Origin of the sequence: Streptomyces sp. NPDC058632, assembly GCF_042717095.1 — a bacterium.
Taxonomy (GTDB): Bacteria; Actinomycetota; Actinomycetes; order Streptomycetales; family Streptomycetaceae; genus Streptomyces.
This window is the reverse complement of the sequence record NZ_JBHXQZ010000087.1, coordinates 1-23,116: the sequence shown is the minus strand read 5'-3', so window position 1 is coordinate 23,116 and position 23,116 is coordinate 1. Positions and strand designations below refer to the sequence as shown.

The following is a 23,116-nucleotide window of genomic DNA, read 5'->3' as shown; positions in this document are numbered from 1 at the left end:
CGTGCGGTGCGGATCAGCGCTCCCGCAGACCTCCAGCCAGGTTGGCACACGAGGCCGCCGCCTCGCATCGCGGTCGTCGGTGGCGGCATCGCGGGTGTCACGGCCGCCGTAGCCCTGGCGGAGCGCGGCATGGCGGTCGACCTGTTCGAACAGCGGCCGTACCCCGGCGGACGCCTGGCCGGCTGGCCGACCGAACTGCGCGACGGTTCTACCACGACCATGTCACGCGGCTTTCACGCCTTCTTCCGGCAGTACTACAACCTTCGCGCCCTCCTGCGGCGCATCGACCCCGGTCTCGACATCTTGACGTCCGTGCCGGACTACCCGCTGCTGCACAACACCGGGCACACGGACACTTTCGCCGGTCTGCCGACAACCCCACCCTGGAACGCGGCGGCCTTCATGATGCGCAGTTCCACCTTCCGTGCCGCAGACCTCAGGACGATCGACCGGCGCGCTGCTCTGCAACTCTTCGACGTGGACGTGCCCCAGATCTATCGCAGGCTCGACCACCTCGATGCCCGGACTTTCCGTCACCACCGAACCACCGCCCGCGCCCAGAAGATGACATCGCGGCGTCCGGGACCCGGCCTCCCCCCTGGCGTACCGGCCAACCCCTGCCCGGCGCGGCCGCATGAGGGACCCCGAAGATCACGGAGCCACCTTGACGCCGTGAACCGACGGCCTGGCCGAGTCCCGCCCCGCCGGCATAGAGGACGGGAAGAACCAGGCTTCCGCATGCCCTGCGCACGGGACCTGCCGGTCCTGACCCGCTGGCCGGCCACCCGCTGCACGCGCTGCCTGACACCACCAGCAACCCGGATGACAACCGACAAGGCCCAGCGTCAGCTCACGTACATGCAGTGGGCGGTCCCGGCCCTCACCGGCTGCCTGGTGGTACTCAACGCCCTGCACGGTGAACAGCAGCGCCCCAACGACCAGTTGCACGGCATGCTGCAGCGCATGCGTTCCGTGACACCGCTGGTCCCGTGACACTCCGCGGCTCCCGGGGCCGGCCGGGCAGCAGTTGCCTCCGGCGCCGTTGCGGGTGAAGGCCCGAAGATCGCCCTGCGAATGGCTTCATGAGGGTGGGCGTTCGGTGCGGGGCGGGGGACGTCCGGAGACCGTGTCGAGCCACGCGTGCAGGGCCGCGCAGACCGCGTCGGTGCCTTCGGCGGTCGCCCAGGTGCGGGGCTGTCCATGGGCGGTGTCGATCAGCCGGGCGCACAGAAGGCCATCGCTGCGGGTCCACGCGCGGACGATCAGGGTCGCCATCGACTCGCTCCGGTCGTCGTCGGCGTCCGGGGCGGTGGGCGGAGGGAGAGCGGCTGCGGCATTCATATGCGTCGTTGTGCCAGAAGGTTGTCACCGCAGTGTCACGGGTTCGTGTCGACGGGCCTGCCGAGCAGGTGGGCGAGGAGCCGACGGAACTTCGGTGTGGGCGCAAGCCCCAGTTCGTCGCGAAGCAGTTGGCGATAGAGCTCGTACTGGCGTAGTGCTTCGGAGGTGTTGCCGTCGGCGAGGTGGACGGTGGTGACGAGTCGGTGGGCGCTTTCGCGCAGTGGTTCGCAGGCGACGGCGGCCATGCCGGTTTCGAGGGCGGCGTCCAGAGCGCCGGCTTCCCGGTGCCGGACGCACAAACGTTCCAGGGCGCGCAGCCGCAGTTGGCGCAGCCATTCGCGGTGGGCGAGGAGCCACTCGTCGGGCCACTCGGGCAGGAGGTCGTGGCAGAGTGCACGCGGGTCGGGAAGATCGGGTGGGTCGATGGGCTGAGACGAGGCCAGCCGGGCGGCCTGATCTTCCAGCTTGTGGGTGTCGACCTCCACAGCGGTGGCCAGGGTGAGGGTGCCGCCCGGGTGATCGACGAGGCAGGGCCCGGTGTGGGGCAGGCGCCACAGAGCGGAGCGAAGGCAGGCGGCGGCGTGCGTCCCGTCGACGTCGGGCCACAAAGTGTGCGCGGCCTTGGCCCGCGGTACCGGATCGTGCTGGACGGCCAGGTACGCCAGCAGCCGCTGACCGGCCGGCGGCGTGGACAGCGGCCGCGCACCGGCGCGGAGCGTGAAGCCGCCCAGGAGGCCGAGCTGGACGTCTTCGCTGATGGGGGTAGTCATCGGGGAGCCGGCGGTCACGGTGTCCTCCCGTGCGGTGCTTCGACAACGGTGGCCGGGTCTCGTCCCGGGTGACCACCCGCGGGCCCGGCAACCCCTCGAAGTCCCAGGATCCGCAGGCGGTGACGCAGGCGGTGACGGGCAGGTGATGCGGCGCTGCTGGGGTGTCCGTGGCGCTCTTGGGCGCCGGCCACCTCCCAGTTGGAAGGACACCTGTGATGTTCCGCCACACCAGTCAGCTGCAGTTCGAAGCCAAACCGGAGAAGCCGGACGCGGTGTACGCGCACAAGCTCCAGGAACTCATCGGCGGCGCGTACGGCGAGATGACCGTCACCATGCAGTACCTGTTCCAGGGGTGGAACTGCCGGATGCCGGGCAAGTACCGCGACCTGATCATGGACACCGCGACCGAGGAGATCGGGCACGTGGAAATGATCGCCACCATGGTCGCCCGGCTGCTGGAGGGCGCACCCTCCACCACCACGGCCGCCGCGGCCTCCTCCGACCCGGTGGTCGCCGCCGTGGTGGGCGGCATGGACCCTCAGCAGGCCATCATCAGCGGCGGCGGTCCGCTGCCCGCCGACAGCAACGGCTACCCGTGGAACGGCAGGTACATCGTGGCCAGCGGCAACCTCCTGGCCGATTTCCAGGCCAACGCCGCCGCCGAGGCCCAGGGCCGGCTCCAGGCCGCCCGGCTGTACAACATGACCGACGACCCCGGCGTGCGGGCGATGCTGAAGTTCAACCTCGCCCGTGACAGCGTCCACCAGCAACAGTGGCTGGCCGCCATCGAAGAGCTCCAGGCCGACGGCCTCGAGCCCACCCGCATCGCACCGAACGCGCTGTTCGACGAGGAGGAGTCCGGCGACGCCTACGCCATCTGGCACCTCTCGGACGGCACCGCAGGGGCCGACGGCCGCTGGGTCGGCGCGCCCATGCCAGGCGGTGAGCACATCACCTACCTCGAGAATCCCGTAGCCCAGGGCGGTATCGCTTCCACACCGCCGCCCGACCCGAAGCTGTACGCGACCTACGACGGCAGCCAGGGCTCCCCCTCCAGCCGCGCCCCGGGCAACGACAGCGGCCCGATGGACCAGCTCAAGGACAAACTCAGCTGAGCCGCCGAGGGTCCGGGGTCCCGCGCCCACATGGCGGGCCCGGACCTTCATGGCCGCCCGGACCAGTGGAGGGTTCATGGTCACCATCGCATCCGAGACTGCTTCACGTTCGTCCACGACGCCTCCTCACGTGCGGCCGGGGCCGACGCTTCTGATCGTTCTCGTACTTCTGAGCGTTGTCACCGCCGCCGTGCACGGCGGCGCGCCCGAGCAACTGGCCGCCGCCGTGGTGGCAGTCGCCACCGCATGCCGGCTGCTGGCACGGCGCGCCCCGCGACAGAAGGCGGGTGGGCACCGTGGCTGACACCGTGGGCCCGCCGGCGTCACCATCGACGGAAGCCACCGCACCGACGGCCGTCGTGGCGGTGCCCACTGCGGCGGCCGGGCCGCCCCGGTGGCTGCGCTGGACGGCCGTCTTCGGGCCCGCTTTCGTCGTCTCCATGGCATACGTGGACCCGGGCAACTTCGCCACCAACACCGCCGCCGGATCCACCTACGGCTACCTGCTGCTCTGGGTCATCACCGCAGCCAACGTCGTCGCGATGTTCGTCCAGTACCTGTCAGCCAAGCTCGGCGCCGCGACCGGCCGCAGCCTCCCGGAACTGTGCCGCGAGCACTGCCCGCGCACCCTCAACGCCTTCCTGTGGCTGCAGGCCGAAGCCGTCGCGATCGCCACCGACCTGGCCGAACTCATCGGCGGCGCCGTCGCCCTCAACCTCCTCTTCGGCATTCCCCTGATTCCGGGCGTCCTGATCACCGCCGCTGTGGCCCTGCTCCTGCTCATGCTCGCCCCACAGGGCCGAAACCGCTTCGAAACGGTCCTGGCAGGCATGCTCCTGATCATCCTTGCCGGATTCCTCTACCAGGCGTGGAGCGCCGGCCCCACCACCGATGCGGCCGCGGGCCTCGTGCCGCGCTTCGCCGACGCCGACAGCCTCCTGCTGGCCAGCGGCATCATCGGCGCCACCGTCATGCCCCACGTCGTCTACCTGCACTCCGCCCTCACCCGCCACCGTGCCGCCCATCCGCAGCTCGAACGCCCGGCAGAGCGCCCACGCCGACCCGCACGCCGCCAGATCATCACCGCTTTGGCATTCGCCGGCCTGGCCAACATGACCATGCTGGTCGTCGCCGCCGCCGTCTTCCACACCCGCGGCCACGACGGCGTCGACACGCTCCACGAAGCACACGCCGGCCTGGGCGCCCTGCTGGGAACGGGCGCCGCGACCGCGTTTGCACTCGCCCTGCTGGCCGCCGGCCTGGCGTCCTCCAGCGTCGGCACCTATGCCGGACAGATCATCATGGAAGGCTTCCTGCGCCGCCGCATCCCCCTCGCTGTCCGGCGCGCCGCCACCCTCGTCCCGGCCATGGGATTGCTCATAGCCGGGCTGGAACCCACCCGCGCCCTGGTCCTCAGCCAGGTCGCGCTGTCCTTCGGCATCCCCTTCGCGTTGTTTCCACTCCTCGTCTTCACCGCCCGCCGCAGCCTCATGGGCCCCCTGGTCAACCGGAAGATCACCAACTTGTTCGCGGCCGCTGCCGCCACCCTCATCAGCGCACTGAACCTCTTCCTCCTCGCCCAGCTCTTCCTCGAATGACCCCGCGTCCGCAGCCTCGCACCGGAAACCCGGCAGCGCCGGCGCGCGTCTCCCCGGTGCTGCGACTGGCCCACCACAGCCGACCCGCTCCGGCCCGTGCCGTAGAGCGCTTCGGTGCCGCACATCCCGGAAGGCATGCCCGGGCGAGCGTCGGTGCGAGGGCTTTGGAACGACGAAGGCACCGGCAGGCCGATCGACGTCGTAGGCGCAGACGCGCGGCTACCGGTTACTTACTGGTCGTTGGAGCCGGGTTCGGCCATTTTGCGATGGGCTTGGCCTTTGAGTCCGTCCGAGAGCACTTCGTCGGCCGGCCCCTTGGACGCGTGGGTCCGGTCGTAGAGGCGCAGATCCGCCCGGGCCGCCTTGACGGTGACTCCCGCCGCCCCCATCCGTCGGGCCGCCTGCTGCAGCCGGGCGTCGTCCTCGGCGCTGATGATCAGGTCATGGCCCCGTTCGGCGAGTTGTTCGGCCGGTTCGAAACCGATGCCGCTGGAGGCGCCCGTGACGAGAGCCGGAGGACTGGCGTCGTTCATGGCCGGTCCTCTTCCGGAGTGAGGTCAGGACGGCGGAGCGGGCAGCGGCATCGCGTTGAGGGCCCGCGCTGCGTGGACGAGGTTCGAGGCCATGGCCCGGCCGGTGGAGGCGGCCCAGTCGTGGCCGCGGTCGTCGTCCAGGTAGTCGGGGCCGGGGCCGGGACCGAGGTGCCAGTAGGTCCAGGCCTGGCCGGGAATGGTGAACCCGATGTCCCCGAGCGCGCCGTTGATCTCACTGATGACGTGGTGGGCACCGTCCTCGTTCCCGGTAACCAGAACACCGGCCACGCGGTTGTAAGCGACCGGGCGCTCCTCGTCGTCGGTCTCGCCGAGCATCGCGTCGAGTCGCTCGAGCACACGCTGGGCGACGGAGGACGGGCGGCCGAGCCAGGTCGGTGAGGCGATGATCAGAATCTGTGACGACACGACCTTTTCGTGCACGCCGGGCCAGTCGTCGCCCTCACCCATGTCGGTCTCGACTCCCGGCTTGAGGTTCAGGTCGACGGCACGTACGACGTCCACCTCTACTCCATGGCCCTTCAGGGCCGTAATGACGGTGCCGGCGAGGGCCTCGGTGTTCGAAACCCGCGGGGACGGTTTGAGAGTGCAGTTGATGACGAGCGCGCGCATAACGCTTCCTGTTCCCCGATCGGCGACCCTTGCACGGCGGTCCGCAGCATTGTTCCCCCGGACGGTGGAGCCCATGTGGGGGAGGAGCCCTTCGACCGCCTCCAGAGGACCGGTCGGAGACCCGCAGGCCCTTCAAGGTCGGTTCACGGGCCTCGCGTGCCCAGCCACGCCGTGTGCGGGGGAGAGGCGTTATGTGTGGCTGCTTTCGGCGTACCGCATCAGATCGGCAGGGGCCGTTCAGCGGGCGAGCCGTACCGGCCGGACGACACTCTCCTACCGTCTGGGCGTAAGCGTGTCCGCGTTCGGCTCCAGCGGCGCGGTCGCGGTGGCGAAGAGGCTGCTCATGTCCGCGCGCCAGCTGCTGCCCGCACCGACCGCGGGCACGGTCACCGCCCCGATCCTGACGCTGTGCCGGGCCGCCACCTGCTTCCGCGCTCGGCGCCAGGGCCGGCGCAGCCCGCCCTGGCGCCGCACTGAGCCGGCTATCACGCTCGGTCACTGTGCTCACTTCATGCCGGGGGCCGGGGGCCGGGGGCCGGGACGAGGGGCGCACCGCGATCGACGGGCTGCCCGGGGGGAGCGGGGAGATCTCGGTGCGCCGGCCGAAACTCCCCGGGTTCCCCCCAGGCTGACCACGGCCGACTCCCCGGAACACGATGGTCCAGAGGAGGTCATGGATTGCAAGGTCAAGGGATCGCGTAGCCTGGCGAAATGCTGACCGAGGTCACCGCAACCCGCTACATCACGCCCCTGCGCGAGGGCGGCTCGCTGCCGGGACTGATCGAGGCCGACGACCTCGGCACCTACGTTCTCAAGTTCACCGGTGCGGGGCAGGGGCGCAAGACGCTGGTCGCCGAGGTTGTCTGCGGGGAACTCGCCCGCCGGCTGGGGTTCCGGGTGCCGCGTCTGGTGACAGTGGAACTCGATCCGGTCCTGGGACTGGGCGAGCCCGACGAACAGGTTCAGGAGCTCCTCAAGTCCAGTGGGGGCACCAATCTGGGCATGGACTTCCTCTCCGGGGCGCTCGGCTTCGACCCGCTCGCCTTCGAGGTCGGCCCCGAGGAGGCCGGGCGGGTCGTCTGGTTCGACGCGCTGGTGAACAACGTCGACCGTTCCTGGCGCAACCCCAACCTGCTGCGCCGAAGCGGCGAACTCTGGCTCATCGACCACGGCGCGACCATGATCTGGCACCACAACTGGCCCGGGGCGGAGGGTTCCGTCGCCCGCCCCTACGACGCCTCCGACCACGCCCTGAACCCCTTCGGGCCGGACGTGGCCGCCGCGGCGGCAGAACTCGCACCGCGCGTCACCGCGGACCTGCTCGCCGAGGTCACCGCGGAGATCCCCGACGTATGGCTGGCCGGCGAACCCGGATTCGATACGCCGGACGAGCTCCGGCAGGCCTACGCGCGTGCCCTGCTCGCCCGCGCGGCCACCGTCCACGAGCGGGTCCACGGCATCGGGGAGAAGGAGAACCAGTGAGCGGCCGCAGCGACCGGATCGACCGGCACGTCTTCGAGTACGCGCTGCTGCGGGTCGTGCCGCGGGTCGAACGGGGCGAGTACGTCAACGCCGGAGTGATCGTGTACTGCCGTCATGAAACGTTCGTCGGGGCCGGTATCCACCTCGACGCGTCCCGGCTGCTGGCCCTCGACCCGCACGTGGACCTGGCCGGCGTCCGGGCCGCGCTGCGTGCCGTCGAGGGCGTGTGCGCGGGCGGGGACGCGGCGGGACAGGCCGCGGGCGACGACGCCGGGCGGCGTTTCCGCTGGCTGATCGCCCCGCGCTCCACCATCGTCCAGCCCGGTCCCGTGCACACCGGGCTCACCGCCGATCCGGAGGCCGAGGTACGGCGACTGCTCGACCTGCTCGTGCGCTGACCCGGAGGGCCGGCACCCGCGACGGGTCGGCACGACGGACCACCACGGCGGGCCGCCGCAGGGGGAAGGCTGCGACGGCCCGCCGCGCACAGGGGCACGGGAACGGGGAGAGGGGAGCGGCGTACGGACGTACGCGCGCCGGTCCGTGCGTCAGGTGCGGCGGCGCTTCACCAGGTACCCGGTCGTGACGAGGGCGCCGGCCGCGAAGGCCACGCCGACTCCGGTGTCCCAGCCGCTCGGTCCGGCGGCCGACGAGCCGCCCAGCCCGCCCTCCACACCGCGCGTCGGCGCGACCGTGGCGGGCGCGGTCGGAGCCGCGGATGCGGTGGTGGTGGCCGTCGCCCGGGGAGCGCTGGTGGAGGAGGTGAGGGTGCCGCCGCGGCGGGGCAGGGCCTCGCAGGCGATGTTGTCGTCGGGGCCCTGGTCCTCGTCGAGTCGGTTGGGGTCGCTCCGGTCGAGGTTGAACAGGGCTTGCGCTTCCTCCTGGTAGGTGAAGTCCGCGCAGTCCAGGTCCTGGGCATGAGCGGTGTGGGCCATCGGCAGTGTCGCGGCGAGCGCGACGAGTATGCCGAGGGCACCGGTGCGTCGGCGCATGGCGCGCCTCCTTTCCGGCCACAAGTGGCTCGTGCCTCGACGCTAGGCGCGCTCTCGTGCCGGGGCGCGCAGCCATGGGCCGATCGGGTGGTAATCAAGGGCCCCGGGCATGGGACGGCACCGGGCGGACGTGGTGTGCCCGGTGCCCGGCGGGCCGGGGAATGGATCACACAGCAGGGTGGGCCGTTGACACCGGGTGCCAGGGCTTCTAGCGTCACGTCTGCTGAAGGTACTAAGCGGTCGCTCACCCATCCGGGCGGGCGGCAGGAGCCGCATCCGAAGGTCCAAGGTCGAGGAGAAGCAGCGATGTCCACCACTGAACAGCAGCGGGTCGCCGTCGTCACCGGTGCCGCGCGAGGTATCGGCGCCGCCACCGCCGTTCGACTGGCCGCCGAGGGCCGCGCGGTCGCCGTGCTCGACCTCGACGAGGGAGCCTGCAAGGACACCGTCGAGAAGATCACCAGCGCCGGGGGCAGGGCCCTCGCGGTCGGCTGCGACGTCTCGGACGAGACGCAGGTCGAGGCCGCCGTCGCCAGGATCGCCGAGGAGCTCGGCGCGCCGACCATCCTGGTCAACAACGCGGGCGTGCTGCGCGACAACCTGCTGTTCAAGATGAGCGTCTCCGACTGGGACACGGTCATGAACGTGCACCTGCGCGGTGCCTTCCTGATGTCGAAGGCCTGCCAGAAGCACATGGTGGACGCCGGCTTCGGCCGCATCGTCAACCTTTCCTCCTCCTCCGCGCTCGGCAACCGCGGCCAGGTCAACTACTCCGCCGCCAAGGCCGGCCTGCAGGGCTTCACCAAGACCCTCGCCAAGGAGCTCGGCAAGTTCGGCGTGACCGCCAACTCCGTCGCCCCCGGATTCATCGCCACCGAGATGACCAAGGCCACCGCCGACCGCGTGGGCATGGGCTTCGACGACTTCAAGGCCGCCGCCGCCACCCAGATCCCGGTGGCCCGGGTCGGCGAGCCGGAGGACATCGCCAACGCCATCGCCTTCTTCACCGGCGAGGCCGCCGGATTCGTCTCCGGTCAGGTGCTGTACGTGGCGGGCGGACCCCTCGACTGAGGAACGCCGTGGCCCGGGACGGCCGGGGACCGCTCGTGGGCGGCCCGGGGCGACGGCGGTCGACTGCGACGAGCAGGGACGACCAGGCACGACTAGGCACGACTAGGGGATACGGACATGACTTCAGTGGAACTCTCGGGCAAGGTCGCCCTGGTCACCGGTGCCAGCCGCGGCATCGGGCTCGGCGTCGCCGAGGCGCTGGTGGCGCGCGGCGACCGCGTCTGCATCACCGGCCGCAACGAGGACACCCTCGAGGAGGCCGTCGAGAAGCTCGGCGCCGACCGGGTCATCGGCGTGGCCGGCAAGGCACACGACGAGGCCCACCAGGCCGTCGCCGTCGAGCGCACGATGGAGGCCTTCGGCCGGGTCGACTTCCTCGTCAACAACGCCGGGACCAACCCGGTGTTCGGGCCGATGGCCGACCTCGACCTGAACGTGGCGCGCAAGGTGTTCGAGACCAACGTGATCTCGGCACTCGGATTCGCCCAGCGCACCTGGCACGCCTGGCAGAAGGACAACGGCGGGGCGATCGTCAACATCGCCTCCCTCGCGGGCGTCGCGCCCTCGCCCTTCATCGCCGCGTACGGCGTCAGCAAGGCGGCGCTGATCAACCTGACCGGGCAGCTGGCGCACGAGTTCGCGCCGCGGGTACGGGTCAACGCGATCGCCCCGGCGGTGGTGAAGACCAAGTTCGCGCAGGCGCTGTACGAGGGCCGGGAGGAGGAGGCCGCCGCGTCCTACCCCCTGGGCCGGCTCGGTGTGCCGTCCGACATCGGCGGCGCCGCCGCGTTCCTCACCTCGGACCAGTCGGACTGGGTCACCGGCCAGACCCTGGTGATCGACGGCGGCATCCTCCTGAACGCCGGCGTGGGCTGAGCCGGTGTGGCGCGGGCCACAATTGTTCCGGTACGGGCGTCCGTTGACGAAACGGCGTCCGTACCGGCGTTTTCGAAGACGGGTGGACCGATGACAACGTAGTCAACGCAGAGTGACTGCGTGATCTACAACGAGTTGATCTCAACGGGCATGCGAAGGAGGGTCCGAGGCGGAAAGAGCGCGGTATCGTCTGCCGACTCTTGGGACGGCGGATCGAGGAGCGTGCGCGTGTTCAAGCGGAACCGATGCCTGCGAGGGGTGGCGGCCGTCGCGTCCATCGCGTCGATATCGTCCTTGTCCACCGGTTGCGGTGTGCTGACGTCCGACACTCCGGACGACGCGCCGATCGTCGTAGGGACGACCAGCCCGCCGAGCACGCTCGACCCCGCGGCCTCCTGGGACAGTTCCTGGGAGCTGTTCCGCAACATCTACCAGACGCTGCTGAGCTACCCGGTCGGCGCGAGCACGCCCCAGCCGGACGCCGCCGAGGGCTGCGAGTTCTCCGACAGCTCCCACCAGGTGTTCCGCTGCGAACTGCGCGAAGGGCTGAAGTTCTCCGACGGCAGCACGCTCGACGCCAAGGCGGTCAAGTACTCCGTCGACCGGATCCGCAGGATCAACGTGAACGGCGGTCCGGCCGGTCTGCTGGGCAGCCTCGAACGGGTGCAGGCGCCGAGCGACCGCGAAGTGGTCTTCCACCTCAACAAGCCCGACGCGACGTTCCCGTTCGTGCTCGCCACCCCGGCCCTGTCGATCGTCTCCCCGGAGGCCTACCCGGCCGAGGCCCTGCGCGAGGAGTCCGGCATCGTCGGCTCCGGGCCGTACACCCTCGAGTCGTACGAGGAGGGCGACGAGGCCCGGCTCGTCCGCAACGAGCAGTACAAGGGCTACGCCGAGCGGCAGAACGGAGCCGTGACGGTCCGCTACTTCCAGGACTCCGCCGAGATGGTCGAGTCGCTGCGGGAGGACCGGGTCGACCTCACCTATCGGGGTCTCGCCGCGGACGACGTCGTCGAATTCCAGGGCAAGGCCTCCAAGGAGGAGGAGATCAAGCTGGTGGAGGGCACCGGCACCAGCATCAACTACCTGGTGTTCAACCCGAAGGACCCGTGGGCCGGCAAGAAGCCGGTGCGCCAGGCCATCGCCCAGATCATCGACCGGAGCGCGATCGCGCACAAGATCTACCGGGACACCGTCGACCCGCTGTACTCGATGGTCCCCAAAGGGCTGACCGGCCACACCACCGGCTTCTTCGACAACTACGGCGACCCCAGCGTCGACAAGGCCCGAAGGATCCTCACCGAGGCGGGCATCACCGGGCCGGTGCCACTCACCCTCTGGTACACCACGGACCGCTACGGCTCCGAGACCAAGCTGGAGTTCAAGGAGCTGGAGCGTCAGCTGGAGGCCTCAGGGCTCTTCGAGATCACCCTCGAGAGCCGCCCCTGGAAGACGTACGTCGAGGGCTACCAGAAGGGTGAGTACCCGGTGTTCGGGCGCGGCTGGTCCCCCGACTTCCCGGACGCCGACAACTTCATCGCCCCGTTCATCGGCGAGCAGAACGCGCTCGGCACGCCGTACGAGGCGAACGAGATCAGCAATGTCCTGCTGCCCCGGTCCCGCCGGGAGAGCGATCGCGGAAACGTCGTGAAGGACTTCGAGGAGGCCCAGCAGATCCTCGTGGACGACGTGCGGCTGCTGCCGCTGTGGCAGGGCCGGCAGTACGTCGCGGCGAGCCGGGACATCTCGGGCGCGGAGCGGGCACTGGACCCGTCGACGATCATGATGTTGTGGCAGCTCTCCCGCAAGACCAGCTGGTAGCCGGTCCGCGGGGCGGTTGTCAGCGGTCGCCTGTAGGTTCTGAGGCCTGGAAGCGACCGCAATCGTGAGGACGTTGACGTGACCGACATCGCCATGCTGCCCAAGTCCTGGCGCGGGGTTCTGGGTGACGAGCTGCAGCAGCCCTACTTCAAGGAGCTGACGGAGTTCGTCGAGGAGGAGCGGGCGAAGGGTCCCGTCCACCCGCCCCGCGAGGAGGTCTTCGCGGCGCTGGACGCGACGCCGTACGACAAGGTGAAGGTCCTGATCCTCGGTCAGGACCCCTACCACGGCGAGGGGCAGGGGCACGGCCTGTGCTTCTCGGTGCGGCCCGGGGTGCGGATCCCGCCGTCGCTGCGGAACATCTACAAGGAGATGCACGCCGAGCTGGGCACCCCGACCCCGGACAACGGCTACCTGATGCCGTGGGCCGAACAGGGCGTGCTGCTGCTCAACGCGGTGCTCACGGTGCGTGGCGGCGAGGCCAACTCGCACAAGGGGCGGGGCTGGGAGAGGTTCACCGACGCGGTGATCCGCGCCGTGGCCGACCGGCCCGACCCGGCGGTGTTCGTGCTGTGGGGAAACTACGCGCAGAAGAAGCTGCCGCTGATCGACGAGAGCCGGCACGTGGTGGTCAAGGGAGCCCACCCGTCGCCGCTGTCGGCGAAGAAGTTCTTCGGTTCCCGTCCCTTCACGCAGATCAACGAGGCGGTGGCCGCGCAGGGCCATGAGCCGATCGACTGGACCATCCCGAACCTGGGCTGACACCTGCCCGTCCGGGTCGTGCCCGGTCCCCGCCGGCGGGGACGGTCCGGTGCGTCGCGGAGCGGTTCGACCCGGATCGTCCCCGCCTGCCGTAGCGTCGGCAGGGACGATCCGGCGAGCGGTGCGGAGGGCGTGGTGGCGGACCGACAGGAGCAGGTGGCGCCGGATTCCGTGCTGACGAGGATCGGGCAGGTCGTGATGCTGCACCACGCGGGGGACCGCGAGGAGGCGAGGCATCGCCTCCTCGGGCTGTGGGCGGAGATCGGCGCCCACGGCGACGCCCTGCACCGCTGCACACTGGCCCATTACCTGGCCGACACCCAGGACGACCCCGAGGACGAACTCGCTTGGGACCTAAGGGCGTTGGCGGCGGCGAACGAGGCCGAGGGCGAAGCAGCCGCCCGCCCCACCGGGTACGGCGGCATGCCCGCGGTGCGCGCCCTCTATCCCTCCCTGCACCTCAACCTCGCCGCCGACTATGCCCGGCTCGCCCGCCCCGACGCCGCCCGCGTCCACCTCCACCGGGCCCGCGGAGCCGCCCGTGCCCTGGCCGACGACTCCTACGGCGACAGGCTCCGGGCCGCCATCCGGCGCATGGAGATCCGGCTGGACGAGGAGGGCGGGACGGCCGGGGGGTGGGGGCCGCCGAGGCAGCGCCCGTAGGGCGCTGCGGCGGTCAACGCCCGTACGTCTTCTCACAGATGGCCGCCTGAGGGCTGTCCGCGGGCCAGTGGCCGTACTCCTCGCCCAGGGCGCAGACGTCCGCCTGCCCGCCGAGGTCGCCGCGGAGGGCACCCGCGGCCTCGGAGACCTCCGCGGCGGGTGCTGGTGGTGCGGTTCTGCCGTCGGCCGGGCCGTCCGGCCGCGGGTTGTGGCCGTCGGACGGTGCGGTCCGTTCCGGCGCGGGTGCCGTGGGGGCGGCACGGCGCGAGGGGGAAGCGGGCGGCTTCGTGGGCCGGGACGGGGCGATCATCTCCAGGGCCTCGCGCGCCGGTGCCTGCACCACCTCCCGCGTCCGGCTGTCCGGGCGCGGCTCCGACAACCGGGCCGCGCCCGCGGACGGGCCGGGCACGGAGGGACGTTGAACTGTCACACAGCCCGCGAGAGCGGAGATCGCCGCGGTCACCAGCAGCGTTGCTGCGGTCGTCTTTCGATGCACCCACGTCACTCTGCAGTCTCCGGCCCCCCGGAGGCCGGTGGACGGGCGGAGGATGCCCCGCACGGGTGATCTCCGACCCCGTACGGGGGCATGGGAGAGCCGGGTGTTTACGCGTGGTGGGCGGACCCACCCGGCCGGCCAGGCGTCCGGCGTTGCCGTCAGTCGCCGGTGGCGCCGTCGAGACGCTCGCGGAGCAGGTCGGCGTGGCCGTTGTGACGCGCGTACTCCTCGATCATGTGCGTGTGGATCCACCGCAGGGTGAACCGTTCGCCGGACCTGTGCCGCCCCTTGGCCAGGTCGTCCAGACCGAAGCCGGCCGCATTGCGCCGGGCGATGCCGATCTCGGCCTGCCAGGCGGCGTACACCTCCTGCCAGGTCTCCGTGCCGGTGAGGTGGAACTCGCCGTCCGGATCGGCCTCGCTGTAGTGGAGCGGGCCGGCGTCCTCGTCCGCGAGCACCCTGCGGTACCAGCCGCGCTCGACGTCCGCCATGTGCCGCACCAGCCCCATCAGCGACAGCTCGGACGGTGGCACCGAGGCGGTGCGCAGTTGTTCGTCGGTCAGACCCTCGCACTTCCAGGCGAGGGTCTGGCGGTGGTAGTCGAGCCAGCCCTCCAGCATGGTGCGGTCGTCGGCGTCCGTGGCGGGTTCGTGGCGCTGGGTCGTCATGCCCGCATCCTCTGCGGTCGCGGAGGTCCGCCGCCAGACGTTTTATTGACAGGCGCTCGTCAGATGTTCGTCAGGCTGGGAGCATCCCCCCAGCAGTTCCCGCAGGCTCGCCCGCACCACCCCGGGCCCGTCCACTCCGGCTTCACCACCCGGCGGGCGGTGGTCCCGCGCTGCCCGGCGTGCGGTTCGCCCCGCACGAGACCTGGGGCCCGGGCCGCCTCCGGGGCCCCACCCGCTCAAGGACGGCCGCGTCCACGCGTACACCGCCGGCCGGCCGCCCCGCACGACCGGCACCGTCCGTGGGGCGGTGCGGGCGGACCGTCTCACCCCGATGACCGACCGCGCCGGGGCCCAGCCGTACGCGACACCGCGATCGCCGCGCTCTCGAAGGCAGTCCCGCCCCTGCTCCTGCGGAGCTTCGACGAGGTCGCCTCCTGGCGGCCGCCGACGCAGGACGCCGTATCCTTCGGGGCGGACCACGACAGTGATCACGGCCGTGACGGTCACCGCGGTGACGAGGGGCGTGACCGAAGCCGTGTCCTGACAGCGCATCTGACAGGCACCCACTGGAGGAGAACACCCCGTGAAGGTCGGCTGCATCGGACTCGGCGACATCGCGCAGAAGGCCTACCTTCCGGTGCTCGCCACCCGGCCCGGCGTGGAACTGCACCTGCAGACCCGCACCCCCGCGACGCTCACCCGCGTCGCCGACGGCCTCCACCTCCCGCCCGGACAGCGGCACGCCGACCTCGACGCCCTGCTCGCGCAAGGTCTCGACGCCGCCTTCGTGCACGCCCCGACCCAGGTCCATCCGAAGATCGTGGCCCGGCTGCTCGAAGCGGGCGTACCGACGTACGTCGACAAGCCGCTCGCCTACGAGCTCGCCGACTCCGCGCGGCTCGTGGCCCTCGCCGAGGAGCGGGGCACGAGCCTCGCCGTGGGCTTCAACCGGCGCTTCGCCCCCGGCTACGCGCAGTGCGCAGACCATCCGCGCGAGCTGATCCTGCTGCAGAAGAACCGGACCGGGCTGCCGGAGGATCCGCGGACGATGATCCTCGACGACTTCATCCACGTCGTCGACACCCTGCGCTTCCTGGTTCCCGGCCCGGTCGACGACGTGACCGTGCGGGCCCGTACCGAGGACGGGCTGCTGCACCATGTGGTGCTCCAGCTCGCGGGGGACGGCTTCACCGCGCTCGGCGTGATGAACAGGCTCAGCGGCTCGGCCGAGGAGATCCTCGAGGTCTCCGGCCAGGACACCAAGCGGCAGGTGGTCAACCTCGCAGAGGTGATCGACCACAAGGGCCGGCCCACCGTGCGCCGGCGCGGCGACTGGGTGCCGGTGGCGCGCCAGCGCGGTATCGAGCAGGCGGTGCTCGCCTTCCTGGACGCGGTCGGCGAGGGCAGGACGCTCAGTGCCCGGGACGCGCTGGCGACCCATGAGCTGTGCGAGCGTGTGGTGCGTGAGGTCCAGGAGCGGGCCGCCGCCTGAGCCGCACGGCCCGTATGGCCTCGGTGGCCCCCCACGCGGCCAGGACCAGCAGCGCCGCGTGCAGCGGCCAGTCGCCGAAGCGGACGTAGGGCGTGGTGCCGTGGGCGAGCGGGACGTCGTACACCCGCGTGGTGCTCGCGTCCGTGCCGAGCCACGGCCCGGCCCGCCCGCCGTCCGGGCCGTGGACGGCGGACACACCGGTCAGCGTCGCGTGGACCATCGGACGCCCGGTCTCGGCGGCGCGCAGCGCGGCCAACGAGGCGTGCTGTTCGGGCGCCCAGCTCTGCTGGAACGTCGACGTCGACGACTGGGCGAGCAGCACGTCGGCGCCGTCCTCGGCCAAATTCCGGCCGATGTCCGGGAACGCGGACTCGAAGCACACCATCGGGCCGATGCGCAGCCCGTTCCCCGCGTCCATCACCACCTGCTCGGTACCACGCCTGCGGTCCTCGCCCGCCGCCTCACCCACGGACGTCGCCCAGCCCAGCAGGGAGCGGGCCGGGATGTACTCACCGAACGGAACCAGGCGCATCTTGTCGTACCGGTCCCCGGTGAGACCGTCGGGGCCGACCAGCACCGAACTCTTGTAGATGCCGGGCCGGTCGGAGCGTCGCGCGTCCACGTTGACCAGGATCTCCGCGCCCGTCGTGCGGGACAGCGCGGTGAGCCGCCGCGCCAGGTCGGGCCGGGCACCGAGGTCGAAACCGATGCTGCTCTCACCCCAGACGACCAGGTCGACGCCTTGGCCCGCGAGCCGGCGGGTGAGCCGCTCCTCGCGGTCGAAGCGCCGGTCCGTACTGTCCGGCCCGGCGACGACGCCCGGCTGGACGACCGCGATCCTCGCCCGTCCCCCGGCCTCCGCGACGGGCGCGCCCGTCCAAGCGGCGGACGTGAGCACGCCCGCGGCGACCAGACCGCTCACGGCCGGTACCCGCGCCTGCCGCAGCAGGAGCAGCACGGCCGCGGCGACGTTCACGAGCACCACCAGGAAACTGAGCAGCCACACCCCGCCGACCGACGCCAGTCGCAGCGCCGCCGTCACCTGCCACTGACTCGCGCCGAGCACGCCCCAGGGGCCGCCCAGCGCCTCCCAGGAACGGACCAGTTCGACGGCCAGCCAGGCCGACGGCAGCACGACCAGCGCGGCCGCGACCCGCCCCCGCGACGGTGTCCCGCCCAGCAGCCGCCGCACCAGCCACCCCCAGGGCGCCCACAGCACACCGAGCAGGGCCGCGAGGACGAACGTGAACACATGCAGGTTCGGCAGCAGCCAGTGGTGCATCGCGAGCATGAAGCCGAACCCGCCGCACCAGCCGTCGAACGCGGCACGCCGGCCGGTGGGAGCAGCGCGCACCAGCGCGATCCACGGCACCAGCGCGACGTGGGCGAACCACCACAGGGACGGCGCGGGGAAGGCCAGTACGGGCAGGGCACCCGCGACCGCGGCGACGGCCGAGCGCCGCCACGGGGAGGCGAGCCAGGGGCTGAACGTCTTCACCGGCACCTCCTACCCGCTCCCCGCCCCGTACGTGCCTCCAGTGTGCGTCCCGGACAAGATCCGGGACAGGGACCGCCGGCTCAGTCGACCACGGGCGCCACGGACCGGGCGGGAAGACGCCGCCACTTCTCGCGCACGATCACCTCGTTCAACCGCCAGCCCTCGTCCGTGCGCAGCATCCCGAACGCGTACCGGCCTCCGCACACGACATCCGGCGCGGCCGACCCGCCCTCGCCGCCGGCAGCCGTCCCCATCGGGTTCACGTAGTCGGCCTGCACACGGGCCGTGTCACCGCTGTCCTGCTCCCAGACCCCGAAGCGCACCCGCCGGTTCACGATCAGATGCTGTCGCATCGGAAACACCCGCAGGCTCTCCGCGAGCCACGCCGCCACCCTTCCGGCGTCGCCCTCGATGCCGCCGGCCGAACGGTAGTCGGCCCGTCCGTCCGAGGTGAACAGCCTTCGGTATGCCTCCCAGTCCCCGTCGTCGACCGCCACCGCGTACTCGGTGACGATCTCGTCCACGGCCAGCCTGTCCCGCACGGTCGCAAGCTCCACACGCTGCGTCATCGGCTCAGTGTTGGCCATCCCGGGCCCGGAACCAAGAGCCCCGCGCAGTTGTTCACCCGGCGTGAATCCGTGCTTCCCTCCGGCCGACAGCACGGACGAGTGCGGCCGTGGGTGTGGGTGTGGGTGTGGGTGTGGGTGTGCCAGGCTGTGGATCTTCGGTTGTCGGGACTGGCCGGCTGTTCGGAGGTTCGTGTGAAGAGACTTGTCACGGTGGTGACCGGTGGTGGCCGGGGGATCGGGGCCGCTGTCTGCCTGCGGCTCGCGGGGGAGGGGCATGACGTGGCGGTGGGGTACGTGCGGGACGCCTCGGCGGCGGAGCGGGTGGCGGAGGGGGTACGCGCGGCCGGGGCGCGTGCCGTCACCGTGCCGGGGGACACCTCCGACGAGGTGGACGTCGGGCGTCTGTTCGATACGGCGGAGCGGGAACTGGGGCCGGTGACAGGGCTGGTGAACAACGCGGCGGTGACCGGGCCCCTGGGACGGTTCACCGATGTCGACACCGCGGTCCTGCGCCGGGTCGTGGACGTCAACCTGACGGGGACGCTGCTGTGTTCGCGCCGCGCCGCACAGCTCATGACGCCCCGGGGCGAGGGGGTCATCGTGAACATCTCGTCGGGGGCGGCCACCCTCGGCAGCCCCGGCGAATACGTTCACTACGCGGCGACCAAGGCCGCCGTCGACGCCCTCACGGTGGGACTCGCCAAGGAACTCGGTCCGGTCGGCATTCGCGTCAACGCGGTCGCGCCGGGCGTGATCGACACGGAGATGCATGCCGCCATGGGCGCCCCGGACCGGGCCCGGCAGGCCGGCGCCGCGGTGCCGCTCGGCCGCCCGGGGCAGCCGGAGGAGATCGCCGCGGCCGTCGCCTGGCTGATGTCGCCGGACGCCTCGTACGCGACGGGGGCGGTGCTGCGGGTGGCGGGCGGGCGCTGAGCGCGTGGCTGTCGCCGGTGCGCGGACGGCCGGCGCGGCGGCGGGGGCTCAGGCCGCCTTGACGACCTGGTCGCGGATCGCCGCCGCCCACTCGACCACCAGAAGCTCGTACTCCGCGCGCTCCTGGGCCGACAGGGAACCGCCCGCGCGCAGCCACAGTGCTCGGATGTGCTCGTTGACCTCAGCGGCCGACCGCACGGAACCAGGGGTCACGGAATCGGGGGACATGCCGAACAGCCTAGGGCCACGCACTGACAGCGCGCTACCGGACGGCTACCCGTCAGCTATGGGTTCGGTCACGCCCCCGCGGACGGCCGGGGCACGGACGGCCGGGTCAGTGCGCCGACTCCGCCGCGTGCGGGCTGAGGGCACCCGTGGCAACCAGGACGAGGATGACGATGCCGAGCACGATGCGGTACCAGACGAAGGGCATGAAGCTCTTGGTGGTGATGAACTTCATGAACCACGCGATCACCGCGTAGCCGACCGCGAAGGCGACGACCGTCGCGAAGATCGTCGGCCCCCAGGTGACATGACCGCCCTCGGTGGCGTCCTTCAGCTCGAAGAGGCCGGAGGCGAGCACGGCGGGAATCGCGAGCAGGAAGGAGTAGCGGGCCGCCGCCTCGCGCCTGTAGCCCATGAACAGGCCACCGCTGATGGTCGCGCCGGAACGGGAGACGCCCGGGATGAGCGCCAGGGCCTGGCAGAACCCGTAGACCAGGCCGTCCTTGACGGTCAGATCGTCGAGCGACTTGAGCTGCTTGGGCGTGCGGTGCCGGCCGCCCTGCTCGTCCCGCGCCGCCAGCCGGTCGGCGACACCGAGGACGATGCCCATGCCGATCAGCATCGCCGCGGTGAGCCGCAGGTCGCGGAACGGCCCCTCGATCTGGTCCTTCAGCGTCAGGCCGAGGATTCCGATCGGGAGCGAGCCGACGATGACGAGCCAGCCCATCCGCGCGTCGGGGTCCCGGCGCATTTCCTTGTTGGTGAGCGAGCGGGTCCAGGCCGAAAGGATCCGCGCGATGTCCTTGCGGAAGTAGATCAGCACGGCGGCTTCCGTGCCGATCTGGGTGATCGCGGTGAACGCCGCGCCCGGGTCCTCCCAGCCGGAGAAGGCCGCGGTCAGCCGCAGATGCGCGCTGGAGGAGACGGGGAGGAACTCGGTCAGCCCTTGGACGAGTCCGAGGATGAGAGATTCAAACCAAGACATGAGGCAGTGGTGTCCAAGTGCCGATCGCGGAAGAGAGGGACAGGCACGCCGAAGCGCTGTGTGCGGTAATCGATGATCACGCGTGCCGAGTGGGAAGAGTAGCGCCCCAAGATGAAGGCCTTGACGCCAGGGGCCGGGCAGAGGGCCCGAAGGGCGCTCTGCTTCGCCTCACCGTGCCCGCAGCTGGTGCCGCTTGCGCCACGCCACCACCGCGCCCAGCAGGCCCGGCACGGTGATGCAGGCCAGTGCGATCAGGAAGGCCGGGGACGTCGGCGTCGAGGCGCGGGCACCGGCGACGACGTAGGCGGCGGTGTTCGGGATCGAGCCGAGCCCCGTCGCCAGCAGGAACGGCAGCAGACCCATCCGGGAGACGGCGGCGCAGTAGTTCGACGCGGCGAACGGCACCCCCGGGAACAGCCGCGCCGCCAGTATCGAACGGAAGCCGTGCCGGCTCAGCTGGTTGTCCGCCGCCTTCAGCCAGCGTCCTCGCAGCAGCGGACGCAGCGCGTCCTGGCCCAGCGCCCGCCCGAGGCAGAACGCGAGCCCGGCACCGAGCACCGTGCCGCCCAGCGCGGCGCCGAGCCCCAGCTGGCTGCCGAACAACGCGCCCGCCGCGAGGTTCAGGATCGGGCGCGGTACGAACGCCACCGTGCACACCCCGTAGGCCACCGCGTACGCCACGACCGCCGCGGCACCGCCGAGCTGCGGCGGCAGGCCGTCGGTCAGCAGTTTCTGCGGCTCCAGGAGCAGCATGGCCGAGGCCGCGGAGGCGAGCAGCACGACCAGCAGGGACAGACGTGACCAGGGGGACAGCAGGACTCTGGCGCAGCGGGCGGTGAGACCCGACGCGGGTGCCGCCGCGGGGACCACGACGACGGCGGCGGCGGTGAGCTGTGCGGCACGGGCCCGGGGAGAGGCCGTGGCGGTGCCCCCAGAGCGGTTGGTGGCATCGAGCATCCAGCGACACTAACCGACGAATGTGACCGAACGCCGTAGTGTGCGTCTCATACGTGCCACAGCGGCCGGAACACCCGGCCCGCGGCCACCGCGTACGAAGGCCCGCCCGCGTATCGCGGAAAACCGTTCGACGCCCGGCGCCGCGGTCGCCAGAATCGACGGCATGTTCCGGCACGCCTTCCTCCTCGCAGCATCCGCCACCGCGGATGCCCCGAAGGCTGCCGTCCGTGTTCTCGCAGTTCTCGCAGCACTCGCACTCGCAGCCGCTGTCGACGGCGCCCGAAGCTGACCCTCCCCGGATAGTCCGGCGGACCCCCCAGGGGGAGGGTCGGCAGGTTCCTCGGGGTCCCCGTCCCGGCCGCGCGCCCGTCCCACCGCGCCGGGGCCGCTCACACGTCATCACCGAGAGACTTCGAGGTACCGCCATGTCCAAAACGGCGTACGTCCGCACCAAACCGCATCTGAACATCGGCACGATGGGCCATGTCGACCATGGCAAGACCACCCTGACAGCTGCCATCACCAAGGTCCTGTCCGGGCGTGGCTCCGCCGGCTTCGTGCCGTTCGACCGCATCGACCGGGCGCCCGAGGAGGCGGCGCGCGGCATCACCATCAACATCGCGCACGTCGAGTACGAGACCGGCACCCGGCACTACGCGCACGTCGACATGCCCGGCCACGCCGACTACGTCAAGAACATGGTCACCGGTGCCGCGCAGCTCGACGGGGCGATCCTCGTGGTCTCCGCGCTCGACGGGATCATGCCGCAGACCGCCGAACACGTACTGCTCGCCCGGCAGGTGGGCGTCGACCACATCGTCGTCGCCCTCAACAAGGCCGACGCGGGCGACGAGGAGCTGACCGACCTGGTCGAGCTGGAGATCCGCGAGCTGCTCTCCGCGCACGGCTACGGCGGCGACTCCGCGCCCGTCGTACGGGTTTCGGGGCTGAGGGCGCTCGAGGGCGACCCGCGCTGGACAGCGTCGATCGACGCCCTGCTCGACGCGGTGGACACCTATGTGCCCATGCCCGAGCGGTACGTGGACGCGCCGTTCCTGCTGCCGGTGGAGAACGTGCTCACCATCACCGGCCGGGGCACCGTGGTCACCGGCGCGGTGGAGCGCGGCACGGTCCGTCTCGGCGACCGCGTCGAGGTGCCCGGTGCCGGGGTGGAGTCCGTGGTGACCGGCCTGGAGACGTTCGGCAAGCCGATGGAGGAGGCGCAGGCCGGGGACAACGTGGCGCTCCTGCTGCGCGGGGTGCCGCGGGACGCGGTGCGACGCGGACATGTGGTGGCCGCGCCGGGCAGCGTGGTGCCGAGCCGGAGGTTCACGGCGCAGGTGTACGTGCTGTCGGCCCGTGAGGGCGGCCGTACGACTCCGGTGTCGACCGGCTACCGGCCGCAGTTCTACATCCGCACCGCGGACGTCGTCGGCGACGTCGACCTCGGGGAGGCGGCGGTCGCGCGGCCCGGCGACACGGTCACGATGACCGTGGAACTGGGGCGCGAGACGCCCCTGGAGCCCGGGCTCGGTTTCGCCATCCGTGAGGGCGGGCGGACCGTCGGGGCCGGCACGGTGACGGCGGTCGCCTGAGTCCTGAGTCCTGAGTCCTGAGTTCCGGGCCGGGTCCTGGGCCC

General features: G+C 71.4%; 27 protein-coding genes. 14 read left to right on the top strand and 13 right to left on the bottom strand.

All coding sequences use genetic code 11. The annotated features are described in order from the left end of the window. Window positions 1-6 precede the first annotated feature (6 nt). Window positions 7-993, top strand: coding sequence for an FAD-dependent oxidoreductase (locus tag ACFWVE_RS27530; protein WP_384019325.1), 987 nt, complete (start codon window positions 7-9; stop codon window positions 991-993). Between the two features lie 87 nt (window positions 994-1,080). On the opposite strand, the gene ACFWVE_RS27525 is transcribed toward ACFWVE_RS27530, so the two are convergent. Then, window positions 1,081-1,341 carry a hypothetical protein gene (locus ACFWVE_RS27525; protein ID WP_384019323.1) on the bottom strand — a complete coding sequence of 87 codons (261 nt, stop codon included), beginning with the start codon at window positions 1,339-1,341 and terminating at the stop codon, window positions 1,081-1,083. A 35-nt stretch (window positions 1,342-1,376) separates the two neighbouring features. Further along, the gene (locus ACFWVE_RS27520) at window positions 1,377-2,111 is read right to left on the bottom strand and encodes a BTAD domain-containing putative transcriptional regulator (RefSeq protein WP_384019320.1); all 735 of its coding nucleotides are present in this window, start codon (window positions 2,109-2,111) and stop codon (window positions 1,377-1,379) included. Window positions 2,112-2,326: 215 nt separating this feature from the next. Between ACFWVE_RS27520 and ACFWVE_RS27515 the strand changes: the two genes are divergently transcribed. From ACFWVE_RS27515 to ACFWVE_RS27505, 3 genes are all read left to right on the top strand, one after another. Then, window positions 2,327-3,226 carry a manganese catalase family protein gene (locus ACFWVE_RS27515; RefSeq protein WP_384019317.1) on the top strand — a complete coding sequence of 300 codons (900 nt, stop codon included), beginning with the start codon at window positions 2,327-2,329 and terminating at the stop codon, window positions 3,224-3,226. Window positions 3,227-3,302: 76 nt separating this feature from the next. After that, window positions 3,303-3,530 carry a hypothetical protein gene (locus ACFWVE_RS27510; RefSeq protein WP_384019314.1) on the top strand — a complete coding sequence of 76 codons (228 nt, stop codon included), beginning with the start codon at window positions 3,303-3,305 and terminating at the stop codon, window positions 3,528-3,530. Beyond that, the gene (locus ACFWVE_RS27505) at window positions 3,523-4,824 is read left to right on the top strand and encodes an Nramp family divalent metal transporter (RefSeq protein WP_384019312.1); all 1,302 of its coding nucleotides are present in this window, start codon (window positions 3,523-3,525) and stop codon (window positions 4,822-4,824) included. Before ACFWVE_RS27510 ends, ACFWVE_RS27505 begins: the two co-directional genes overlap by 8 nt. Before the next feature lie 230 nt (window positions 4,825-5,054). On the opposite strand, the gene ACFWVE_RS27500 is transcribed toward ACFWVE_RS27505, so the two are convergent. The 3 genes from ACFWVE_RS27500 to ACFWVE_RS27490 form a co-directional block, all read right to left on the bottom strand. Further along, window positions 5,055-5,357 carry an SDR family NAD(P)-dependent oxidoreductase gene (locus ACFWVE_RS27500; RefSeq protein ID WP_384019309.1) on the bottom strand — a complete coding sequence of 101 codons (303 nt, stop codon included), beginning with the start codon at window positions 5,355-5,357 and terminating at the stop codon, window positions 5,055-5,057. A gap of 24 nt (window positions 5,358-5,381) precedes the next feature. Further along, on the bottom strand, window positions 5,382-5,987 hold the full coding sequence (locus ACFWVE_RS27495; RefSeq protein ID WP_384019306.1) for a flavodoxin family protein: 606 nt from the start codon (window positions 5,985-5,987) through the stop codon (window positions 5,382-5,384). A 273-nt stretch (window positions 5,988-6,260) separates the two neighbouring features. Beyond that, the gene (locus tag ACFWVE_RS27490) at window positions 6,261-6,476 is read right to left on the bottom strand and encodes a hypothetical protein (protein WP_384019304.1); all 216 of its coding nucleotides are present in this window, start codon (window positions 6,474-6,476) and stop codon (window positions 6,261-6,263) included. A 222-nt stretch (window positions 6,477-6,698) separates the two neighbouring features. Here ACFWVE_RS27490 and ACFWVE_RS27485 point away from each other — a divergent pair, with 222 nt between their 5' ends. After that, window positions 6,699-7,469, top strand: a complete 771-nt coding sequence (locus tag ACFWVE_RS27485; RefSeq protein WP_384019301.1) for a HipA family kinase — start codon at window positions 6,699-6,701, stop codon at window positions 7,467-7,469. Further along, on the top strand, window positions 7,466-7,867 hold the full coding sequence (locus tag ACFWVE_RS27480; protein WP_384019298.1) for a DUF3037 domain-containing protein: 402 nt from the start codon (window positions 7,466-7,468) through the stop codon (window positions 7,865-7,867). The genes ACFWVE_RS27485 and ACFWVE_RS27480 overlap by 4 nt, the downstream gene beginning before the upstream one ends. 150 nt (window positions 7,868-8,017) lie before the next feature. On the opposite strand, the gene ACFWVE_RS27475 is transcribed toward ACFWVE_RS27480, so the two are convergent. Further along, the gene (locus ACFWVE_RS27475; protein ID WP_384019295.1) at window positions 8,018-8,461 is read right to left on the bottom strand and encodes an excalibur calcium-binding protein; all 444 of its coding nucleotides are present in this window, start codon (window positions 8,459-8,461) and stop codon (window positions 8,018-8,020) included. Window positions 8,462-8,767: 306 nt separating this feature from the next. Here ACFWVE_RS27475 and fabG point away from each other — a divergent pair, with 306 nt between their 5' ends. The 5 genes from fabG to ACFWVE_RS27450 all read left to right on the top strand — a co-directional run bounded on the left by fabG (window position 8,768) and on the right by ACFWVE_RS27450 (window position 13,654). After that, window positions 8,768-9,532 (top strand): 3-oxoacyl-ACP reductase FabG, encoded by a 765-nt coding sequence (gene fabG / locus ACFWVE_RS27470; RefSeq protein ID WP_384019292.1) that lies wholly within the window; start codon window positions 8,768-8,770, stop codon window positions 9,530-9,532. Window positions 9,533-9,649: 117 nt separating this feature from the next. Further along, window positions 9,650-10,408, top strand: a complete 759-nt coding sequence (locus ACFWVE_RS27465) for an SDR family oxidoreductase (protein ID WP_384019289.1) — start codon at window positions 9,650-9,652, stop codon at window positions 10,406-10,408. A gap of 228 nt (window positions 10,409-10,636) precedes the next feature. Further along, entirely contained in the window at window positions 10,637-12,229 is a 1,593-nt protein-coding gene (locus ACFWVE_RS27460; RefSeq protein WP_384019286.1) for an ABC transporter substrate-binding protein, read from the top strand. A gap of 78 nt (window positions 12,230-12,307) precedes the next feature. After that, window positions 12,308-12,991, top strand: coding sequence for a uracil-DNA glycosylase (locus ACFWVE_RS27455; RefSeq protein WP_384019282.1), 684 nt, complete (start codon window positions 12,308-12,310; stop codon window positions 12,989-12,991). A gap of 135 nt (window positions 12,992-13,126) precedes the next feature. Continuing rightward, window positions 13,127-13,654, top strand: coding sequence for a hypothetical protein (locus ACFWVE_RS27450; protein ID WP_384019279.1), 528 nt, complete (start codon window positions 13,127-13,129; stop codon window positions 13,652-13,654). Between the two features lie 13 nt (window positions 13,655-13,667). On the opposite strand, the gene ACFWVE_RS27445 is transcribed toward ACFWVE_RS27450, so the two are convergent. Both ACFWVE_RS27445 and ACFWVE_RS27440 read right to left on the bottom strand, forming a co-directional pair. Then, on the bottom strand, window positions 13,668-14,150 hold the full coding sequence (locus ACFWVE_RS27445) for a hypothetical protein (RefSeq protein WP_384019277.1): 483 nt from the start codon (window positions 14,148-14,150) through the stop codon (window positions 13,668-13,670). Window positions 14,151-14,308: 158 nt separating this feature from the next. Continuing rightward, on the bottom strand, window positions 14,309-14,818 hold the full coding sequence (locus tag ACFWVE_RS27440) for a DinB family protein (RefSeq protein ID WP_384019274.1): 510 nt from the start codon (window positions 14,816-14,818) through the stop codon (window positions 14,309-14,311). 583 nt (window positions 14,819-15,401) lie between these two features. Between ACFWVE_RS27440 and ACFWVE_RS27435 the strand changes: the two genes are divergently transcribed. After that, entirely contained in the window at window positions 15,402-16,310 is a 909-nt protein-coding gene (locus tag ACFWVE_RS27435) for a Gfo/Idh/MocA family protein (protein WP_384019271.1), read from the top strand. Here ACFWVE_RS27435 and lnt read toward each other — a convergent pair. Together lnt and ACFWVE_RS27425 are read right to left on the bottom strand one after the other, a co-directional pair. After that, window positions 16,231-17,808 (bottom strand): apolipoprotein N-acyltransferase, encoded by a 1,578-nt coding sequence (gene lnt / locus ACFWVE_RS27430; RefSeq protein WP_384019268.1) that lies wholly within the window; start codon window positions 17,806-17,808, stop codon window positions 16,231-16,233. The two genes, ACFWVE_RS27435 and lnt, sit on opposite strands and share 80 nt — an antisense overlap. Window positions 17,809-17,888: 80 nt before the next feature. Next, window positions 17,889-18,377 (bottom strand): nuclear transport factor 2 family protein, encoded by a 489-nt coding sequence (locus ACFWVE_RS27425; protein ID WP_384019265.1) that lies wholly within the window; start codon window positions 18,375-18,377, stop codon window positions 17,889-17,891. Between the two features lie 192 nt (window positions 18,378-18,569). On the opposite strand from ACFWVE_RS27425, the gene ACFWVE_RS27420 reads away from it, so the two are divergent. Beyond that, window positions 18,570-19,310, top strand: coding sequence for an SDR family NAD(P)-dependent oxidoreductase (locus ACFWVE_RS27420; RefSeq protein WP_384019262.1), 741 nt, complete (start codon window positions 18,570-18,572; stop codon window positions 19,308-19,310). 48 nt (window positions 19,311-19,358) lie between these two features. Here ACFWVE_RS27420 and ACFWVE_RS27415 read toward each other — a convergent pair whose 3' ends face one another. From ACFWVE_RS27415 to ACFWVE_RS27405, 3 genes are all read right to left on the bottom strand, one after another. Next, window positions 19,359-19,538, bottom strand: a complete 180-nt coding sequence (locus ACFWVE_RS27415) for a hypothetical protein (RefSeq protein ID WP_384019259.1) — start codon at window positions 19,536-19,538, stop codon at window positions 19,359-19,361. Window positions 19,539-19,644: 106 nt separating this feature from the next. Next, window positions 19,645-20,520, bottom strand: coding sequence for an undecaprenyl-diphosphate phosphatase (locus ACFWVE_RS27410; protein ID WP_384019256.1), 876 nt, complete (start codon window positions 20,518-20,520; stop codon window positions 19,645-19,647). Window positions 20,521-20,688: 168 nt separating this feature from the next. Beyond that, window positions 20,689-21,477 (bottom strand): TVP38/TMEM64 family protein, encoded by a 789-nt coding sequence (locus ACFWVE_RS27405; RefSeq protein ID WP_384019253.1) that lies wholly within the window; start codon window positions 21,475-21,477, stop codon window positions 20,689-20,691. Between the two features lie 425 nt (window positions 21,478-21,902). On the opposite strand from ACFWVE_RS27405, the gene tuf reads away from it, so the two are divergent. After that, a complete protein-coding gene (gene tuf / locus ACFWVE_RS27400; protein WP_384019250.1) occupies window positions 21,903-23,072 on the top strand; it encodes an elongation factor Tu in 1,170 nt (389 codons plus the stop codon). Window positions 23,073-23,116: the final 44 nt, after the last annotated feature.

Excerpts from the sequence above, each read along its gene's own strand:
- ACFWVE_RS27525 (WP_384019323.1), bottom strand. The coding sequence starts at position 1,341 with ATGAATGCCGCAGCCGCTCTCCCTCCGCCCACCGCCCCGGACGCCGAC.
- ACFWVE_RS27520 (WP_384019320.1), bottom strand. The coding sequence starts at position 2,111 with ATGACTACCCCCATCAGCGAAGACGTCCAGCTCGGCCTCCTGGGCGGC.
- ACFWVE_RS27515 (WP_384019317.1), top strand. The coding sequence starts at position 2,327 with ATGTTCCGCCACACCAGTCAGCTGCAGTTCGAAGCCAAACCGGAGAAG.
- ACFWVE_RS27510 (WP_384019314.1), top strand. The coding sequence starts at position 3,303 with ATGGTCACCATCGCATCCGAGACTGCTTCACGTTCGTCCACGACGCCT.
- ACFWVE_RS27500 (WP_384019309.1), bottom strand. The coding sequence starts at position 5,357 with ATGAACGACGCCAGTCCTCCGGCTCTCGTCACGGGCGCCTCCAGCGGC.
- ACFWVE_RS27495 (WP_384019306.1), bottom strand. The coding sequence starts at position 5,987 with ATGCGCGCGCTCGTCATCAACTGCACTCTCAAACCGTCCCCGCGGGTT.
- ACFWVE_RS27485 (WP_384019301.1), top strand. The coding sequence starts at position 6,699 with ATGCTGACCGAGGTCACCGCAACCCGCTACATCACGCCCCTGCGCGAG.
- ACFWVE_RS27475 (WP_384019295.1), bottom strand. The coding sequence starts at position 8,461 with ATGCGCCGACGCACCGGTGCCCTCGGCATACTCGTCGCGCTCGCCGCG.
- fabG (WP_384019292.1), top strand. The coding sequence starts at position 8,768 with ATGTCCACCACTGAACAGCAGCGGGTCGCCGTCGTCACCGGTGCCGCG.
- ACFWVE_RS27465 (WP_384019289.1), top strand. The coding sequence starts at position 9,650 with ATGACTTCAGTGGAACTCTCGGGCAAGGTCGCCCTGGTCACCGGTGCC.
- ACFWVE_RS27440 (WP_384019274.1), bottom strand. The coding sequence starts at position 14,818 with ATGACGACCCAGCGCCACGAACCCGCCACGGACGCCGACGACCGCACC.
- ACFWVE_RS27425 (WP_384019265.1), bottom strand. The coding sequence starts at position 18,377 with ATGACGCAGCGTGTGGAGCTTGCGACCGTGCGGGACAGGCTGGCCGTG.
- ACFWVE_RS27415 (WP_384019259.1), bottom strand. The coding sequence starts at position 19,538 with ATGTCCCCCGATTCCGTGACCCCTGGTTCCGTGCGGTCGGCCGCTGAG.
- ACFWVE_RS27410 (WP_384019256.1), bottom strand. The coding sequence starts at position 20,520 with ATGTCTTGGTTTGAATCTCTCATCCTCGGACTCGTCCAAGGGCTGACC.
- ACFWVE_RS27405 (WP_384019253.1), bottom strand. The coding sequence starts at position 21,477 with ATGCTCGATGCCACCAACCGCTCTGGGGGCACCGCCACGGCCTCTCCC.
- tuf (WP_384019250.1), top strand. The coding sequence starts at position 21,903 with ATGTCCAAAACGGCGTACGTCCGCACCAAACCGCATCTGAACATCGGC.